This is a genomic window from Priestia sp. J2 (genome assembly GCF_020790095.1).
GTDB lineage: Bacteria > Bacillota > Bacilli > Bacillales > Bacillaceae_H > Priestia > Priestia zanthoxyli.
Window position 1 is genome coordinate 618,448 of the sequence record NZ_CP086208.1, and the last position, 18,372, is coordinate 636,819.

Here is an 18,372-nt window from a genome sequence, read left to right on the forward strand (position 1 = left end):
ACATAAGCTCCTTTATGATAACGATAGTGGGACATAAGGGCCGATAATCAAAGATTCAGCTGGCGTATCAAATGTTGAGGATAAAGAGATATAGTTTGCATCACCAATTAAAAAAAGAGAGGAAGAAGATACGCCTGTAATACTAACGTCTCCAACAAGCAATTCGCGGTTTACAACGTTAAAGTTCATGAAGGGGGTCCACCTTTCTTTAAAGATTCAGGTAAATACGTTAAAAATGCGTCAATTCCTTTTTTCATATCTTCATAAAGTTTACCGATAATTTGAGGTTTGATTTGTTCGAAATTTCGTTCCATTTCTTCCGGTTGAACTTGCTGTATATAAAAAGTAATCCGCTGCTGCAGCTGCTTTTTAATATCTTCTAAAATAAACTCGTAGTACGATTCATCAATCATCATCGAGCGCTCATCAAGCACATGTTGAACCATAGAAAATCCATATTGATTAAGCTCATTTAAAATCGTTTCATGAATATCAGAGACCCACTGCTTTTCTAGCTGGCGATCCAATGGTTTTAAGCTGGGATTTTGCGGTCCAGGACCTCCGGGTTGTCCCGGCTGCTCACCTTGAGGCGGCTGCCCTTGTGGCTGAGCTCCTTGCGGAAATGTTACTTCTGGTTTCTCATTAATAATGATATCTTCTAAATTATCGGGTGTAAGAGGGTTTAATCCAATATTAAGTGTTCCATCTAAAGAATCAATTTTTAACTGTTCAAATTTATATTCAATTTTATCAATTTTAATAGGTGGCTGTTCACCTAACTCTTTTATTTTCTGCTGAAGTTCTTGTACGTTTTTTTCAAGCTGAGCAATTCGTCCTTCTTGCTGCTGAATATACGAAGACATTTGCTGAACATACTGATGTACCTGCTGAATATAGTCCATGTTATCCACCTTCAATCACCTCGATTTCCTTACCTTCTGATAAAGAAAATAGTTATATATATACATATGGCGCTGAAGGCTGTAACATGTCAGTCGTTGTCTCGAGCTGGAGGAGTTAGCGACTGTGAAAAAGGGGCTGGGGCGGCTCCTGCGCCGGTTCCTGGAGTAAAGGTAGAAGGAGAGACAGATCCAAGAATTCCTTTTTTTGTTTCAGTAGGTGCAGCGCCTGTAAATCCTCCTGTATTAAAGAGATTTGAGTTCGGTTTAATAACACCTACGCTTCCAATTTGAAGTACCGACGAGTTACTTACAGCACTAATCTTCATACTTTGAATACAGATACTTTGATTCACGTAAAAGTTCATAAGCATCCCCCTGTATGAGCTTCATTTCTATTATAGATTTCCAGCGACATTTTGGTCATTTACGTCATTGTCTGACGTATTGGTTGAGCTCTGCTGATTCACAACATATAATCCGTCACCTGTATTAAACGAACCTGCGCCAGCAAATGTTTTAGCAGTGGAAATAGGGGCTATTGTATAAACATCTCCAATATGAAAGACGCTGGCTGAACCAACACTGTTAAGATTAACAACACCAACAATGGCAGGCATAGGCAAACACCCTTTTAATTTAGTCTAGTAACAGCATATGAAGCCTAGATAAAAAGGTGATTAATGCTTTTTCCTTATCTATATGCAGAGGAGAAGTAAAACATTAAAAAGAGGAATGGAAATAGTAAACATTGAAGAAAAACTTTTGCGTTCGATATAATGTGAAGGCAATAATGAAATCATGTAAGGTGTGAAAGAATGAAACGTTTTAAAATGAATGCAGCTGATAAAGAACAGCGTATTGAAGCGGCGGATGTATTAAAAGGAATTGCCCTTATCGGTATTTTGCTCATAAACATGCCGAATTTTTATTCGCCTGCTTCGTATTACGACAATAATTTGTTGGACGGTTCAAGAATGAATTATGTTGCTAACGGATTAGTTGATCTAGTTGTAGGGCAGACAGGATACGCGCTGCTTGCTATTTTGTTTGGGTTTGGTTTTATGAAAATGTTCGAGCGTACATATGAAAGACAAATAAGTTTTACTCCTTTTTATGTACGAAGAATGGCGGCTTTGCTTATCGTTGGAGCCATTCATGCTTTATTTATTTGGCATGGTGATATGATTGTGATATACAGCTTTTTTGCTTTGATTATGCTGTTTTTTCAAGAAGCAAAGAAAGAAGTGTTATTAGCGTGGGGAACCGGAATATTTAGTATTTACGCTGTAATTATGACTGTTATTTTAACAGTAGCTGCTTTTGCTAATGAAGGAGAGACAGCGGCAGGAATTTACCAGCCAATTATTGATAAAGCTCTTCAAGTATATGGACACGGAAGTTTTGCATCAATCTTTCATCAGCGCCTGCTTGATTGGTACTACGCTTATAATTTAAATACGGTTCCTTTTATGTTTTTATCACTATTTCCGCTGTTTTTATTAGGCGGCTTTATAGCAAAAAGCGAATGGTTTAAAGAAATAGAAGAATATATAGTTGAGACAAAGTGGATTTGTCTTATTTCATTCATCGTATACGGAGCATCATCTGTATTGCCTTATGCTTTAGATCACAATGTAGCCACATCCTATATTCACGATACAATCGGAGGAACGGCAGGAGCAATTTTTATTGTAACGTTGGTTACATTAGCTATGCGAAGCGTATCTATTCAAAAAGTCATGCAGCCATTTGCTTTTTTGGGAAGAATGATTTTAACTAATTATATTGTCCAGTCTATTGTATGTACATTTCTTTTTTACTCATATGGATTAGGATACTATGGGCATATTTCAATTGTAGAAGGTTTGTCTATTGCGGCGATTATCCTTTCTATTCAACTGCTGGGAAGCTGGATATGGATTAGCCTATTTTTAGATGGGCCCCTTGAAAAACTCATTCGGTATGCTACTTATGGACGAAGTCGCTAAAAATCCTTTTCCTTCCTTTTATTATTGGTGAAGGAAAGGTTTTCATGATATGATATTTTCAGAAAGGACGTGAGATGAATGGCTCCACTACATATTCATGTAACGCTTTGGACATTATTGATTATCTCGTTTGTGGTTTCGTTGATTTTACATCGAGCAGGTAAAGCTAAAGGTCAAAAAATCTTACATATGGTAGCGAGACTTCTATACTTATTAGTATTAGTATCAGGTCTGCATATGTTAGCAGCTTGGTACCATTTTCAAGGCGCAGCGCTCATTAAAGGAATTGCCGGAGTGTTAGTGCTTGTGGGAATGGAAATGGTCCTTGTTCGTACTGAAAAAAGAAAACGTACAGGCGTTGCTTGGGCAGTTCTTGTAATTGCGCTTATCTTAGTATTCTATTACGGATATGTCGTACTAGGATAAGAAAAGAGGATAGGGCAAGAGTATTTTAGTTCAAAGAAAAACCGAAGTATTAATCAGAATTCTGATTAATACTTCGGTTTTTTTTCGTTGTCATGGTGAAAGTAAATTTAATGCGTGTAGGTGCTTCTAGCTGTTGATTGGAGGGCAAGGCGAAGACTCCTGCGGGAAAAGTGGCACAGGTGAGACCCCGCAGGAGCGTAAGCGACGAGGAGGCTCATCGGCCGCCCGCGGAAAGCGAAGCCTTGCACGGAAACCAATAGCGGTTTAAAAGCAATCAATACGAACTCATATATCCAATTTTTTCTTTTTAGATTAGGTTGATGAAGTTATGTCTCAAACTCTTTTCTTTTACTTTAATCTAAAAAAAGATTCATTGAACGTTCTCCATCGTTAACGGTATATTCAAATCGGTCTAGGTATTGCGTGCCTCGTTCGAATAAATGCTGAACGGCACAAATTTTTTCCTCATTGTCATAAATGATAAAATTAGCACCTTTTGTATCACCGTCTGTCGGTAAAAAACATAATGTGTTGTGACAGTAAATACAATCATAAAGAGAGAATTTTAATGAATTTAAGTGCTGAGTGAATGATAAAAAGGTCTCTTTCGGTAGTGATTGAAGAAGCTGTTCGTATGCATAAGGTAGCTTTTTAGTCAGTCTTAGCTTATCTCCATTTCGCAATAAATACGTTCCATCGTGAAGCTTTATTTGACGGTCATCAACCATAATGGCTTTTTCCCAGCGTGTATCAATAAGAAGTTCTAATGTCTCATCCATTACTTCATGAAGCATGGAAGCTTCGTCACTTTCATCTTCAAAGAAAATCCACTGTGAATCAACACATTCAACCGTACCAATCACGAAGGAACGCGGCTGATTGTTCATAGCTTGTTGTTTAGAATAATGATTCATAATCAAACCTCCGTGTGAAATTTATCCATATTTTTTTATTGCCTAAAAAAGCTCTCTTTATAACTGAAAAGTAAAAATAAAATATAAGGACAATTCAACTGTAACTACTGCGTGCATACAATGGCATTATTTCATTCATAAACAAGAGCGTGAAAGAAAGGATGATAAACGATGTGTGGTATAACGGGTTGGGTCGATTTAAAGCGATCGCTTTTAAATGAAACAGCAACAATAACAAAAATGGCTGACACTTTATCGAAAAGAGGTCCTGATGACACCAACGTATGGACACAGCAGCATGTTGCTTTTGGGCACAAACGCTTAGTTGTAGTAGATCCTCAAGGCGGAAGACAGCCGATGACGCGAGAAAAAAATGAACAGCTCTACACGCTTTGCTATAATGGAGAGCTTTACAACACGGAAGATATTCGGAAAGAATTACTAAAAAGAGGTTATCAATTTCAGGGACATTCAGATACGGAAGTACTTCTAACATCTTATATAGAATGGAAAGAATCATGCGTAGATCATTTTAACGGTATCTTTGCTTTTTCGATCTGGGATGAAGCCAATGAAAAGTTATTTATAGCACGCGACAGAATGGGAGTGAAGCCCTTATTCTATCGATCTTATGAAGGTGGAATTCAATTTGCATCAGAATTAAAGGCGATATTAGCTCATCCTGAGGTAAAAGCAGAAGTAGGATTAGATGGATTAGCAGAAGTGTTTGGCTTAGGACCTTCTCGTTCTCCCGGCCACGGCGTATTTAAAGAAATAAATGAATTGCGTCCGGCTCACGCGCTCACGCTTACGCGTAACGGGTTGAAGATTTGGCGATACTGGAACGTAAAAAGTGAGCAGCATACAGATAATTTAGCTGAAACAACAGAAAAAGTTAAATTTTTAGTGCAAGACGCGATTGTAAGACAGCTAGTGTCGGATGTCCCGGTTTGTACATTTTTATCAGGTGGAGTGGACTCAAGCGCCATTACAGCAATTGCTGCAAATGCGTTCAAAGAAAGCGGCAAGGGCTCCCTTCATACGTATTCTATCGACTATGAAGACAATGATAAATTTTTTAAAGCAAATGAGTTTCAGCCAAATTCTGATGGAACTTATATCAAGCTCATGTCCGATACGTTTCAAACAAATCATCATCGCTGCATTATTTCAACGGAGGACCTTGTGCAGCATTTAACAGAGGCTGTAGAGGTGAGAGATCTTCCTGGAATGGCTGATGTAGATTCATCGTTGCTTTGGTTTTGCCGTGAAATCAAACAAGATTTTGTCGTGAGCTTATCAGGAGAATGTGCAGATGAAATTTTTGGAGGATATCCGTGGTTTCACCGAAAACACGATTTGTCTTCGGATACTTTCCCGTGGATGCGCTCATTAGATGCTCGAATTGATTTGCTGCAAAGTTCATGGAGAAAGAAATTACAGTTAGAAGATTATGTACGTGCAAGATATGAAGAAACGTTAAAGGAAGTGCCTGAATTAGAAGGTGAATCGTTAGAAGATGCGCAGCGGAGAAAGCTGTTTTATTTAAATCAGGTTTGGTTTATGACAACTTTATTAGATCGTAAAGATCGTATGAGCATGGGAGCGAGCTTAGAAGTACGCGTACCTTTTGCAGATCATCGCCTTGTGGAATATGCATGGAATATTCCATGGGAGATGAAAATGACGGGCAATAAAGAGAAGGGGATTTTACGCAAAGCGCTTGAAGGAATTTTGCCTCATGACGTTCTTTATCGCAAGAAAAGCCCTTACCCTAAAACGCATAACCCAGCTTATACAAAAGCTGTAACTGTATGGCTTCAATCTCTTTTACAAGATAAACAGTCACCTCTTTATGAATTTTTTGATAAGCAGCAGTTAAAGCATATTATTGATACAGGCGGAGAAGGATTTAAAGCGCCGTGGTTTGGTCAATTAATGACAGGGCCTCAGCTGCTAGCTCATCTAGCTCAAATTCACGTCTGGTTTACTCACAATAATATTCAAATTGTTGAATGACAGGACCCTCTCAGTACAGAGGGTTTTTTTATAAAATCAGTCATCCATTTCTCTTTTTTATACGTTTAAGTAGAGAAGAAGACCGCAGTCTATTTTTGTATAACTTTACATAGATATAAAATAAAAGCTTGAAAGCACCGAATAAAGGGAAAGTGTACTGAAACCCTGGAAAAATGGTACAAACGTCATATTTTCATGGTTTAGTTATTGGTAATTTTATGATTCGAATAAAGACAAGCAGTTTATCGTTGTGTTTAATAATAAAGCTTTGTATAATGTTTGTATAACTATTGTATAAGATTAGGAGTGTATGTATGCAAAAAAACGTAATCGTGATTGGAGCAGGTCCAGGAGGACTAGCGGCAGCAATGCTGTTAGCAAGTCATGGCTATAAAGTAGATGTATATGAAAAGCAAGGATACGTGGGCGGGCGAAATTCAGCGATTAAAATGTCAGGTTATACGTTTGATATGGGTCCTACATTTTTGAGCATGCCACAGATTTTTGAAGAATTATTTCAAGCTGCTAATCGCAATGCGCATGACTATATGGACTTAAAACGTCTAAATCTCATGTATGAGCTTATCTTTGATGATGCACAGATTCAGATGACGGATAACCATAAAAAGATGAAAGAAGAAATCGAACGTTTATACCCAGGAAACGGGGAAGGCTATGAGCGCTTTATGAAAGACACCGAAGCAAAGATGGCGGCTTTGCTGCCTTTATTGCAAGGGCAGATGGATCGTTTTCATCACTATTTAAAGCCTGAAGCAATTCGAGCACTGCCGCATTTATCCTTAGGTAAAACGCTCTATGATGTACTTGGCAAGTATTTCACTGATGAGAAATTGAAATTAGCTTTTACTTTTCAATCGAAGTACTTGGGAATGTCCCCTTGGGAATGTCCAGGAGCCTTTTCTATTTTATCGTTTATGGAACATGCCTACGGTATCTTCCATCCGATAGGAGGAGTAAATCAGCTATCTCAAGCAATGGCAAAAGTAGTGGAAGAACATCAAGGGCACATCCACTTAAACCAAGGTGTTCAAAAACTATGGATTGAAAATAAGAGAGTAAAAGGAATTATTCTAGAAAATGGAGAGCGAATAGGGGCAGACGACGTCATTATCAATGGAGATTTTGCTCATGCCATGACGAATTTAATAGATGAAGGTACGCTTAAAAAATATGCAGTTAAAAAACTTGAAAAGAAAAAATACTCTTGTTCCACTTTTATGATTTATCTAGGCATAGACAAACAGTACAAAGATCTGCCTCATCACACGATTGTGTTCGCTGAAGATTATAAAAAAAATGTAGAAGAGATCACAAAAACGTTAGCTCTTTCAGAAGACCCTTCCATCTACATTCAAAACCCAAGTGTAACAGACCCAACTTTAGCACCAGAAGGAAAGTCTGCTCTTTATATTTTAGCGCCGGTTCCAAATAATTTCAGCGGTGTAAACTGGGATGAAAAACAAAAAGCTTTTCGAGATGCAGTATTAAAAATTGTAGAAAAGAAAACGGGTTTCAAAGATTTAGAGAGTCATATTGAAGTTGAAAAAATCATTTCACCAAAGCAGTGGGAAGAAGACGTGCTGGTCTATAAAGGAGCGACATTTAACCTTGGACATCAGCTCACTCAAATGATGGTACTGCGTCCGCATAATAAATTTGAAGAATTAGAAAATTGCTGGCTAGTTGGAGGAGGAACTCATCCAGGGAGCGGTCTACCAACTATTCTGGAATCATCCCGCATTACGACAAAGCTCATCTTAAAAAGAGACGGACAATTACTGAATGAGCCGTTTAAAACCATGAAGGAAATGGAGAGTGCATTATGAGAACAGCAATTGTTGGAGGCGGAATAGGCGGTTTAATTACCGCTTTGTTATTAAGCAAACGAGGTTTTTCTGTTGATATTTTCGAAAAAGAAAACAAGCTGGGCGGCCGGCTGGCGTTTGTAGAAAAAGACGGTTATAAAATTGATGAAGGTCCCACGATTGTCTTGCTGCCTTTAATGCTTGAACGTATTTTAGATGAAGCGGGCATTTCTGCTTCTCAATATGAACTAATACGCTGTGATCCACTTTATGATATTCATTTTCCAGACGGTACGACCTATACAAAAAAAGCGACTGAAAAAGATCAGTTAGAGGAGATTAGCCGTTTGTTTCCAGGCGAAGAGCAAAACTACCGGCGTTTTATGACTGAATTAAAAAAGCGATTTGAACTAGGAAGTAATGCATTTTTGGAAAAAACATTTGTAAATAAACGAGATTTTTGGACATGGCAAAACATTAAGGCATTAAAAAAAATGAATGCAAATAAATCAATGAGAAAATTTGTTTCAACGTATTTCCATGATGAACGTCTAGTAGATGCCTACTCGCTGCAATCTCTCTATATTGGAGGGAATCCTTATTCGGCACCAGCTATTTATTCCCTTGTTCCTTACAGTGAGCATGCTCATGGCATCTATTACGTAAAAGGGGGATACGCAAGTCTTGTGCCACTTCTTGAAAAGGCGCTGATAGAGCAAGGTGTAAGCATTCATTTGAATAAGGTGGTTCAAGAGCTTTCTATATCAGGAGACAAGACAGAAGGGGTTATTGTTGACGAAAAACTTCACCCATTTGATCAAGTGATTTTAAATGGCGACTTTCCTAATATGGCGAAAATTGCTCAAAAAAAAGAAAAGAAGTATGTGCCTTCGTCCAGCTGTCTGCTGCTTTATCTTGGTTTGAAGAGAAAATATGATCATCACAATGTGCATCAATACTTTATGGGCAATGATTTGGCTAAACATATGGAAGCAGTGTTTAAGCATAAAACGATTCCTGAAGATCCCGCTATTTATACATTTAATCCCTCTGTTATTGATCCATCCCTAGCTCCCGAAGGAAAAAGTGTGCTATATGCACTTGTACCGGTTCCATCAGGTGGCCACATTGATTGGAGCAATCAGCAAGATTTTGTTGATGGAATCATTCGAACTTTGGAAGAAAAAGGGTTTGGGGAGCTGCGTAAAGAAATAGAATGGGTAAAAGTACGCACGCCAAATGATGCTCAAGCATTTGGACTTTACGAAGGCGGAAGCTTTGGTATTGCTCCTGAGCTGTTTCAGTCAGGCGTATTCAGACCTCAGTACCAGCCGTACGAATATAAAAATGTTTTTGCGGTGGGAGCATCTATACATCCAGGCGGAGGCGTGCCAATTGTTATGCAAGGAGCAAAAATGTTGGCTGATCATCTTATTGAACAATCGTCTATTCAAACGGTTGCAAAGCTCTCTTAAGATCTTGTGAAGCCATAAGGAAATGATGGTTTATCCTTTAATAGAGAAAGGGGTCCTATATGATGAACATTTCGTTAGACAAAGCGTACACTCAGTGTGAAGAAATTATTAAAGAAAACTCAAAAACGTTTTACAAAGCTTTTTCCATGCTGCCGTCAAAACAAAGAAAGGCAGTATGGGCGGTATATGCATTTTGCCGTCAAGTCGATGATATTGTAGATGAAGGAAGTAATCCTGAAATAGAGCTGCAGCAATTCGAAGGAGAATTTGCTCGGTTTAAAAATGGAGAACTATTAAACGAAAGCGCCATGTGGGTAGCTCTGCGCAATGTATTTGAACAATATGAAATGAATGTTCAAGCATTTGACGATATGATTACCGGTCAGCGAATGGATTTAGTAAAAAAAGAATACGATACGCTTGATGAAGTGAAAACATACTCCTATCATGTAGCGAGTACGGTAGGGTTAATGCTTTTACCGATTTTAGCTCCAACTACTCATAAAGAATTAGAAGAAGAAGCAGTTGCGTTAGGCATTGCGATGCAGCTGACCAACATTTTAAGAGACGTGGGGGAAGACTTAGAGCGAGGGCGCATTTATTTACCGAAAGACCTTATGAATTCTTACGGATATACGCGCACGCTATTAGAGAACCGGTGGGTCACTTCTGAATTTATAGAAATGTGGGAGCACCTTGCCAAAGAAGCAGAAATGTATTATATAAAAGGGCTTCAGTCGATTCATAAATATCCCGTGGCTTCTCGTTTACCTCTTACAGGAGCGGCGCATTTATACCGAGCAATTCTTGATAAAATTCGAAAAGAACATTATGAAGTATTTACAGAAAAGCATTTTGTCACAAGTCAAGTGAAAAAGCAAATTATGACATCTATTTCTACGGGGTAACGCAAAGGAGCTACTTTTCCTTTGCGTTACTTTTTTTTGAAAAGATATGAAAGCGTTAACTATTATGTAAATAAGAAAAAAGTCTCATTTTTATCACATATTAACTTGAATATTCAGAAAATTACCTATATGATAATATACATAACATTAAATGTTAATAAAACTAACATGAAAGAGGGGTTACAATGAAAAAAGTGGAAGCTATCATTCGTCCAGAAAAATTTCAAGCACTGCGCGTAAAATTAGAGGAAGTAGGAATAAACGGATTAACAGTCTCAGAAGTGGCAGGCTGCGGTCAGCAAAAAGGAGAGCAGGGACTGTTCAGGGGACAAAGTTTTGAAATCAAACTAGTACCTAAAGTCAAGGTAGAAATGATTTTAGAAGCAGAACAAGTTCATGAAGTCATTAAGATCATTCAATCAATTTGTTCTACGAACCAAATAGGCGACGGAAAGGTTTTTGTCTATCCGGTAGAGGATGCTGTACGAATTAGAACAGGAGAAGCAGGTGTAGAGGCTATTTTATAAAAAGAGAGTGTTATTTTAATAGAGGGGGAGTTAAGCGTTGAAAAAGAAAATTAGTGCGGTTTTGTTTATTAGTTTGTTGGCGGCAACACGCGTTAATGCAGCTGATCCAACTGTCGAATCAGTCAGTGCATCAATTGACATGATGTGGGTAATGTTTGGGGCAGTGCTTGTGTTTTTAATGCACGCAGGGTTTGCGATGGTTGAAACAGGCTTCACTCGTTCGAAAAATTCGCTTAATATCTTAATGAAAAATATGCTAACGGTAGCTGTATCTTCCGTATTGTATTTTGTGATTGGTTTTGCCCTTATGTTTGGAAATTCAAAAGGAGGATTTATCGGTTCAAGCGGTTTCTTTTTAAATGGAGAAAGCGATCAAATGAGCTTTTTCGTCTTCCAAATTGTTTTCGCAGCAACGTGCGCTACGATTATTTCAGGAGCGGTAGCGGAACGTATGAAACTATCCAGCTATATGATGCTCACGATTGCTATGGTAGCTGTGATTTATCCAGTTGTAGGTCACTGGGTATGGGGAGGAGGGTGGTTGTCCAAACTAGGCTTCGTAGATTTTGCAGGATCGACAGTTGTTCATTTGACCGGGGCTCTTGGTGCGGCTGTAGCAGTTACTTTTCTAGGAGCACGTCTTGGAAAGTATGGAAGCGATGGAAAAGTCAATGCTATTCAAGGGCATAACATTCCGCTTGGCGCATTAGGTGTATTTATCCTCTGGTTTGGCTGGTTTGGATTTAATGGAGGAAGTACATTAGCAGCCGATCCTGCTCTTGTCCCGGGAATCATTGCAACAACATTAATGTCTGGGTCATGCGGAGTCCTGTCTTCTGCTTTATACACAAAGTTTCGCTACAAACGTATTGATGCTAGCTTAACATTAAACGGTGCCTTAGCTGGACTTGTAGGGATTACAGCTGGAACAGCAAACGTATCGATCCCGGGCGCGATCGTCATTGGGCTGATTGCAGGAATTATTCTAGTAGAAGCTGTGCATTTTATCGATAGCAAAATGAAGTTAGACGATCCAGTTGGCGCTATTACTGTTCATGGAATTTGCGGTATTTGGGGGACGTTAGCAGTGGGGCTGTTTGATACAGCTAACGGTTTATTTTATGGTGGCGGCGTACAGCTATTAGGTATTCAAGCTCTTGGAATTATAGCTGTGATGGGCTGGACAATTGGAACGGTTGGGTTATTCTTATTTGTTCTCACGCGTTTTTCTTCCATTCGAGTATCAAGCGAAGAAGAAATTGCTGGTTTAGATTTTGCTGAACACGGTTCATCCGCATACGAATTTCGTGAAAGTTTTGTAGCGACAGGAGACGGCAATCTTCATCCTGAATTTGGTGTTGGATTGATTGATCGATTAAATAAAGTGGGTAAAGTATCGGATAAACCTCATATATCGAACGTAAATGAGACGATATAGCAGTATATAGATAGAAAAAAGTGATTAAAAGTAAAAACTTTTAATCACTTTTTTTGTTTTTATCAACTTATTTAACAATAATGTAAGCGTTAACGTTATAATGGAAACAAAAGTGAGTTTGAAACAGTTCGTCTATAGGAGGGGAATAGATGAAATGGAAAAGGACAAGTATGCTACTTATACTATTATTGCTTTTTGGAAGCAGCGCCTCAGCGCAAGATCATAAAGATATACGTGATGAGGTGATATACTCATTGATGATTAACCGTTTTTATAACGGAAGTGAACAGAATGATCGAAATGTTAACTATGAACGCTCAGATGCCTATTATGGAGGCGATTTACAGGGAGTAGCACAAAAGTTAGACTATATTCAAGAGATGGGATTTACCGCTGTTTTATTGACTCCTTTTATGGAAAATGATGAGACAGGCTATCATGGATATGCGGTGACCGACCATTATAAAATAGACGATCATTTTGGAACGTTAAAAGACTTACAAAATCTTGTGAAGAAAGCACATGAGCGCAATATAAAAATTATGGTCGAATTTCCTTTGACAATCAGTAACAATCATACCTGGATAGCAGATAAAGGAAAACAAACATGGATAAGTAATGAATCCGGTACGGATAACGAAGTAATTAAAGCATTGCCTCACCTTAACTTAAAAGAAAGCGCCGTGCAGAAATACCTTATTAAAAATGCTGCCTGGTGGAGCAAACAAACAGATATTGACGGATATTACGTTAAAGATATCGATCAAGCTCCTTCTGCATTTATTTCATCTTTTTCTCAGACGTTAAAAAGCATGGATCCTTCCTTTCTATTAATAGGAGAAATAAACGGGCATTCATTAAAAAAAAGTGAGCAGGCTGATTCATTAGGAATGGATTTGCTTGTAGATAGAACGCTAGCCGAAGCCACTGCTGCTACGTTTAGCGGTACTAATCGTCCGCAGAAAATGTTGTATGACAAGTGGGAAAAAGGAAGTAATTTGCCTTTAGCCAATTTTTTAGATGATGTTCATAGCACACGTTTTACAGCAAAAGCATTAAAGAGTGAAAACCATCCTGGAGCCCGAACAAAGCAAGGGCTTTCCTACCTTTATACTTCGCCGAGTGTACCGATCGTTTTTTATGGAACAGAAATTGCGCTGAATGGGGGAAAGGGAGCAGAAAATTATGGCATGATGAATTTTTTAGCTAATCCCGATATTATAGATCATTTAAAAAAACTGGCTGAACTTAGAGCAAAATCGCCTTCTCTTCGAAAAGGAAGCTTTACCCTTGTGTCTGAGCAAAAAGGTGTGGCCGTATACAAGAGAAGGTATAAGGACGAAACGACGTTTGTTGTGATTAATAATACAAAGGAAACGTCGGCCATTAATGTACCGCTTAAAAAAGTTGGAAAAGAAAATGAATTAAGAGGGTTAATAACGGAAGGAATTATACGACCAGTTGACGATGTATACAACATTTCATTGGAGCCTGAGACGACAAATGTATATAAAGTAGTGAAAAATTCAGGGGTTAATATTGGATATATCGCAGCGGTTGCCGCTGTTTATACGGGATTCGGCATCTTTTTGTACAAAGCATCGTCAAAAAGAAGAAAAGAAAAGAAAATTTCTCAATCTCATAAAAAGGACAGCGCGTCGTAGTTGTCAAACTATATTGGATAAGTAGTAATGAAGAAAACATAATTAAGAGGTGGAATTATGGGTGTAACAATAAAAGATGTGGCAAATTTAGCAAATGTAGCCCCTTCGACGGTATCTCGCGTCATTGCAGACAGCTCAAGAATTAGTGAAAAAACAAAACAGCGCGTGCGATCGGCTATGAAAGAACTTGGTTATCACCCAAATATTATTGCGCGAAGTCTAGCAAATCAAACGACAGAGGCAGTCGGCCTAGTGATGCCGAGCTCAGCAGACAAGGTGTTTCAAAATCCATTCTTCCCAGAAGTGCTAAGAGGAATCAGCACCGGAGCTCACGAAAACAAAAGAGCGATTTATATGTCCACTGGAGAAACGGAAGAAGAGATTTTTGCAGAAGTTGTTCAAATGGTACAGGGAAGACGAGTGGATGGATTAATTTTGCTGTACTCCAAAGTTGATGATCAAGTACTTTCTTATTTGCAAGAACAGAGCGTTCCGTTTGTAGTTATTGGAAAGCCGTTTAAGCATAGTGAAAGCATCACGTTTGTTGATAACGACAATTTTAAAGCTGGAAAAGAAGCGACGGAATATTTAATTGAATCTGGTCATGAGCGTATTGCTTTTATTGGTGGAAGTCTTGAATTAGTCGTTACCATTGACCGTTTAACAGGCTATGATAAAGCGATTCAAAAAGCAAACATTCCTTACCGGGATGAGTATGTGATTCATGAAGAATTTCTACAGAAGGGAGGAAAAGAAGCTGTTTGCGAACTTTTATCTCTAAAAGAACGTCCAACGGCTCTAGTAGTAGCAGATGACTTAATGGCATTAGGCGTTTTAAATACATTGGATGAAATGGGAATTTCGGTTCCTGAAGACATCTCTATTGTCAGTTTTAATAATGTCTTAATCGCTGAAATGGCTAGACCAGCTCTTACATCAATTGATATTAATATTTTTGAACTTGGTTATCAGGCTGTAAGCTGCTTGATTAAGCAGATTGAAACGCCATATGCTGTTGCAGAACAAGTGCGCGTTCCTCACAAAATGATTAAAAGACAGTCCTGCAAAACCATTCAAATGACGAAAAGATAACGTAATACACAAATAGAAAGAGGCTGAGACAAAAGTAGTGTAGTTGAAGGAAGATCCGAACGAGTTTGATTCTTGATGGAGAATCAAACTCGTTCGGATTTTTTCGTTTTTAGATTGAATTGATTTAGGTATGTCTCAACATCCTCTTTACGCAAAAAAAATTGGCATTTTAAGCGCCAAAAAAATATACATATGCCAATTATTTTTTCTTTTATCAAAAAGAAAGAAGGATATTAGTAGTGAAAGCCTTGATGATAAAGAGGCTGTAAAGTTTTATTAAAAGTTGGCACGCTATTTGCATAACTATAAAGTAAACAAAGATTTGCATACTAGGAGGCATATATCATGGTAGTTTCTTATTCTCATGAACCATTTACAAATTTTAAGGACGAAAACAATAAACAGGTATTTCAAGAAGCATTAACATATGTGAATACACAGCTTGGCAAGACGTATCCACTTGTAATCAACGGTGAAAAAGTGGAGACCGAAGAGAAAATTACGTCTGTTAACCCAGCAAACATAAAAGAAGTAATTGGATATGTATCTACAGTAAATAAAGATCTAGCAGAGCAAGCAATACAGTCAGCTCTAAAAGCTTTTGAAACGTGGAAAAAGTGGAAAGTAGAACACCGAGCAGATATTCTTTTCCGCGCAGCGGCCATCATTCGTCGAAGAAAGCATGAATTTTCTAGTTATCTTGTAAAAGAAGCAGGAAAGCCTTGGAACGAAGCAGATGCTGATACAGCAGAAGCAATTGATTTTTTAGAGTACTATGCACGTCAAGTCCTGACATTAAAAGACGGTTCCCCAGTACAGAGCCGAGACGGTGAGTATAATCAGTACAATTATATTCCGCTTGGCGTAGGTATTATTATTTCACCATTTAACTTCCCGTTAGCTATTATGGCTGGAACCGCAGTAGCAGCTATTGTAACCGGAAATACGATTTTATTAAAACCAGCTGATGCCACTCCTGTAGTAGCAGCGAAATTTGTAGAAGTAATGGAAGAAGCAGGATTACCAAAAGGCGTATTAAACTTTATTCCTGGTGCTACACCTGAAATTGGTGACTACTTAGTGGAACATCCAAAAACACGCTTTGTTTCATTTACCGGCTCGCGTGCAGTGGGTTGCCGCATTTACGAAAGAGCAGCAAAAGTACAGCCGGGGCAAAAATGGCTAAAACGTGTTATAGCTGAAATGGGCGGAAAAGACACGGTGGTTGTAGACAAAGATGCTGATCTTGATTTAGCAGCTTCTTCAATCGTATATTCTGCATTTGGTTTTGCAGGGCAAAAGTGCTCCGCAGGTTCTCGTGCTGTTGTGCATCAAGATGTATATGATGAAGTGCTTGAAAAAGCAGTTGCGCTAACAAAAACATTAACTGTTGGCAACCCGGAAGAAGTTTCGACTTATATGGGACCTGTTATTCACGAGGCTTCGTACAATAAAGTATTATCGTATATTGAACTTGGAAAAGAAGAAGGGCGTCTCGTTGCGGGAGGAGAAGCAGACAATTCAACTGGATACTTTATTCAGCCAACTATTTTTGCGGATGTAGATGAAAAAGCTCGTCTCATGCAAGAAGAAATTTTTGGTCCGGTAGTAGCATTCTCTAAAGCGCGAGATTTTGATCATATGATGGAGATTGCAAACAATACAGAATATGCATTAACAGGCGCTTTATTATCAAATAACCGCGAGCATATTGAACGCGCCCGTGAAGAGTTCCATGTTGGAAACCTGTATTTTAACAGAGGATGTACAGGAGCGATTGTAGGATACCAGCCTTTTGGCGGATTTAATATGTCAGGAACGGATTCAAAAGCAGGGGGACCGGATTATCTAGTTCTTCACATGCAAGCAAAAACAACATCTGAAACATTTTAATTGGAAAATAAGGAGGAATAAATATGACAACTGAAACACAAAAAACGGTGAAAATTATTGAGCAAACAGAAAAGTTTGGGGCACATAACTATCATCCGCTGCCGATTGTAATTGAAAAAGCAGAAGGCGTATGGGTACACGATCCAGAAAATAATAAATATATGGATATGCTAAGCGCGTATTCCGCTGTTAACCAAGGACATCGTCATCCGAAAATTATTGAAGCATTAAAACGTCAAGCTGATAAAGTAACGTTAACGTCACGAGCGTTTCATAATGATCAGCTTGGTCCATGGTATGAAAAGATTTGTAAATTAACAAATAAAAATATGGCTCTTCCAATGAATACGGGAGCAGAAGCGGTTGAAACAGCCATTAAAGCTGCACGCCGCTGGGCTTACGATGTGAAAGGTGTTGCTGAAAATCAAGCACAAATCATCGCATGTGTGGGCAACTTCCACGGTCGTACAATGACAGCTGTTTCATTATCATCTGAAGCAGAATATCAACGTGGTTTTGGACCGATGCTTCCAGGACTTCAAACGATTCCTTACGGTGATTTAGAATCGTTAAAAGCTGCTATTACACCGAATACGGCCGCATTTTTAATTGAGCCAATTCAAGGCGAAGCAGGTATCGTTTTACCTCCAGAAGGCTTCTTAAAAGCTGCAGCTGACTTATGTAAAGAAAACAATGTGCTATTTATTGCTGACGAAATCCAAGTCGGCTTAGCGCGTACAGGCAAGATGTTTGCTTGTGATTGGGAAGACGTAGAACCAGATATGCTGATTTTAGGTAAAGCGCTTGGAGGAGGAGTTTTCCCTATTTCTTGCGTAGTCGCTAACGAAGACATTTTAAGTGTCTTTAACCCTGGCTCTCATGGTTCAACATTTGGAGGAAACCCGCTTGCTTGTGCCGTATCATTAGCTGCTTTGGAAGTAATTGAAGATGAAGAACTTCCAGCGCGTTCATTAGAATTAGGTTCTTATTTCAAGCAGAAGCTCCAAAGCTTAAGCAATCCAGTTATTAAAGAAGTGCGCGGCCGAGGCCTGTTCATCGGGGTAGAATTACACGAAGAGGCTCGTCCTTATTGTGAAAAATTAAAAGACCAAGGTTTGCTTTGTAAAGAAACGCATAGTACGGTTATTCGTTTTGCTCCGCCCCTAACGATTTCAAAAGAAGAGTTGGACTGGGCAATTGAACGAATTGAAAAAGTATTTGCTGAGTAATCGGTTTAAAATAAATAAAAATAGTACGATATGTATATATCGTACTATTTTTGTTCATATGCAGCTAAATA

18 protein-coding genes are annotated in these 18,372 nt (G+C 38.6%); 13 read left to right on the forward strand and 5 right to left on the reverse strand.

Features of this window, described 5'->3' with window-relative positions; genetic code table 11:
• Positions 1 to 12: 12 nt before the first annotated feature.
• From LJY09_RS03300 to LJY09_RS03315, 4 genes are all read right to left on the reverse strand, one after another.
• Entirely contained in the window at positions 13 to 189 is a 177-nt protein-coding gene (locus tag LJY09_RS03300; RefSeq protein WP_013055355.1) for a hypothetical protein, read from the reverse strand.
• On the reverse strand, positions 186 to 902 hold the full coding sequence (gerPC, locus tag LJY09_RS03305; RefSeq protein ID WP_098625741.1) for a spore germination protein GerPC: 717 nt from the start codon (positions 900 to 902) through the stop codon (positions 186 to 188). The genes LJY09_RS03300 and gerPC overlap by 4 nt, the downstream gene beginning before the upstream one ends.
• An 89-nt stretch (positions 903 to 991) precedes the next feature.
• On the reverse strand, positions 992 to 1,267 hold the full coding sequence (locus tag LJY09_RS03310) for a spore germination protein GerPB (RefSeq protein ID WP_014461637.1): 276 nt from the start codon (positions 1,265 to 1,267) through the stop codon (positions 992 to 994).
• Positions 1,268 to 1,297: 30 nt separating this feature from the next.
• A complete protein-coding gene (locus tag LJY09_RS03315) occupies positions 1,298 to 1,519 on the reverse strand; it encodes a spore germination protein (RefSeq protein WP_013055358.1) in 222 nt (73 codons plus the stop codon).
• Between the two features lie 198 nt (positions 1,520 to 1,717).
• Between LJY09_RS03315 and LJY09_RS03320 the strand changes: the two genes are divergently transcribed.
• The 3 genes from LJY09_RS03320 to LJY09_RS27570 all read left to right on the forward strand — a co-directional run bounded on the left by LJY09_RS03320 (position 1,718) and on the right by LJY09_RS27570 (position 3,584).
• Positions 1,718 to 2,890 (forward strand): DUF418 domain-containing protein, encoded by a 1,173-nt coding sequence (locus tag LJY09_RS03320; RefSeq protein WP_098625742.1) that lies wholly within the window; start codon positions 1,718 to 1,720, stop codon positions 2,888 to 2,890.
• A gap of 78 nt (positions 2,891 to 2,968) precedes the next feature.
• Entirely contained in the window at positions 2,969 to 3,316 is a 348-nt protein-coding gene (locus LJY09_RS03325; RefSeq protein ID WP_013055360.1) for a DUF1516 family protein, read from the forward strand.
• A 133-nt stretch (positions 3,317 to 3,449) separates the two neighbouring features.
• Positions 3,450 to 3,584, forward strand: a complete 135-nt coding sequence (locus tag LJY09_RS27570; RefSeq protein WP_255293414.1) for a hypothetical protein — start codon at positions 3,450 to 3,452, stop codon at positions 3,582 to 3,584.
• Positions 3,585 to 3,669: 85 nt separating this feature from the next.
• On the opposite strand, the gene LJY09_RS03330 is transcribed toward LJY09_RS27570, so the two are convergent.
• Positions 3,670 to 4,230 (reverse strand): DUF2777 domain-containing protein, encoded by a 561-nt coding sequence (locus LJY09_RS03330; protein ID WP_028412409.1) that lies wholly within the window; start codon positions 4,228 to 4,230, stop codon positions 3,670 to 3,672.
• A gap of 171 nt (positions 4,231 to 4,401) precedes the next feature.
• Between LJY09_RS03330 and asnB the strand changes: the two genes are divergently transcribed.
• The 10 genes from asnB (at position 4,402) to LJY09_RS03380 (ending at position 18,301) form a co-directional block, all read left to right on the forward strand.
• The gene (gene asnB / locus LJY09_RS03335) at positions 4,402 to 6,249 is read left to right on the forward strand and encodes an asparagine synthase (glutamine-hydrolyzing) (protein ID WP_098113554.1); all 1,848 of its coding nucleotides are present in this window, start codon (positions 4,402 to 4,404) and stop codon (positions 6,247 to 6,249) included.
• Positions 6,250 to 6,563: 314 nt separating this feature from the next.
• Positions 6,564 to 8,096 (forward strand): phytoene desaturase family protein, encoded by a 1,533-nt coding sequence (locus LJY09_RS03340; protein ID WP_034267744.1) that lies wholly within the window; start codon positions 6,564 to 6,566, stop codon positions 8,094 to 8,096.
• A complete protein-coding gene (locus LJY09_RS03345) occupies positions 8,093 to 9,550 on the forward strand; it encodes a phytoene desaturase family protein (protein WP_028412406.1) in 1,458 nt (485 codons plus the stop codon). Before LJY09_RS03340 ends, LJY09_RS03345 begins: the two co-directional genes overlap by 4 nt.
• Positions 9,551 to 9,609: 59 nt before the next feature.
• A complete protein-coding gene (locus LJY09_RS03350; protein ID WP_034267741.1) occupies positions 9,610 to 10,458 on the forward strand; it encodes a phytoene/squalene synthase family protein in 849 nt (282 codons plus the stop codon).
• Between the two features lie 185 nt (positions 10,459 to 10,643).
• Entirely contained in the window at positions 10,644 to 10,985 is a 342-nt protein-coding gene (locus LJY09_RS03355; protein WP_098113552.1) for a P-II family nitrogen regulator, read from the forward strand.
• Between the two features lie 37 nt (positions 10,986 to 11,022).
• Positions 11,023 to 12,423, forward strand: a complete 1,401-nt coding sequence (locus LJY09_RS03360; RefSeq protein WP_034327384.1) for an ammonium transporter — start codon at positions 11,023 to 11,025, stop codon at positions 12,421 to 12,423.
• 149 nt (positions 12,424 to 12,572) lie between these two features.
• Positions 12,573 to 14,087, forward strand: a complete 1,515-nt coding sequence (locus LJY09_RS03365; protein ID WP_098113550.1) for an alpha-amylase family glycosyl hydrolase — start codon at positions 12,573 to 12,575, stop codon at positions 14,085 to 14,087.
• A 57-nt stretch (positions 14,088 to 14,144) separates the two neighbouring features.
• On the forward strand, positions 14,145 to 15,179 hold the full coding sequence (locus tag LJY09_RS03370) for a LacI family DNA-binding transcriptional regulator (protein WP_028412401.1): 1,035 nt from the start codon (positions 14,145 to 14,147) through the stop codon (positions 15,177 to 15,179).
• Between the two features lie 345 nt (positions 15,180 to 15,524).
• The gene (gene pruA / locus LJY09_RS03375; protein WP_098999228.1) at positions 15,525 to 17,072 is read left to right on the forward strand and encodes an L-glutamate gamma-semialdehyde dehydrogenase; all 1,548 of its coding nucleotides are present in this window, start codon (positions 15,525 to 15,527) and stop codon (positions 17,070 to 17,072) included.
• Between the two features lie 23 nt (positions 17,073 to 17,095).
• Entirely contained in the window at positions 17,096 to 18,301 is a 1,206-nt protein-coding gene (locus LJY09_RS03380; RefSeq protein ID WP_098999227.1) for an ornithine--oxo-acid transaminase, read from the forward strand.
• The last annotated feature ends 71 nt before the right edge of the window (positions 18,302 to 18,372 follow it).